At 71.5% G+C, this 242-nt stretch carries 1 pseudogene; it reads right to left on the reverse strand.

The annotated features are described in order from the left end of the window. Positions 1–242 (reverse strand): annotated as a pseudogene (locus BHU15_RS32855) (MFS transporter); the annotation flags it as partial.

Genomic DNA, 242 nt, shown 5'->3' on the forward strand with positions numbered 1-242 from the left:
CCCGGCGAGCAGGGTCCCGCCGAAGAGGTACGGCAGCAGGCCGAGCGCGAAGGTGAGGGCGCTGAGCAGGGGCGATCCGGTGAGGTCGTAGACGAGGACGGTGAGCGAGATCTCGGTGACGACGACCCCGAGGAGGGAGAGCAGATGCGCCGCGAACACGGCACGGAATTCCTTGACGGCGAAGACGGCGAGGTATCCGCGCGGGGCGCGACCGTCGGCCGAGGCGCCGCGCTTGCCGCCGA

This window comes from Streptomyces niveus, from assembly GCF_001723055.1.
In the GTDB taxonomy this organism is placed as follows: domain Bacteria; phylum Actinomycetota; class Actinomycetes; order Streptomycetales; family Streptomycetaceae; genus Streptomyces; species Streptomyces niveus.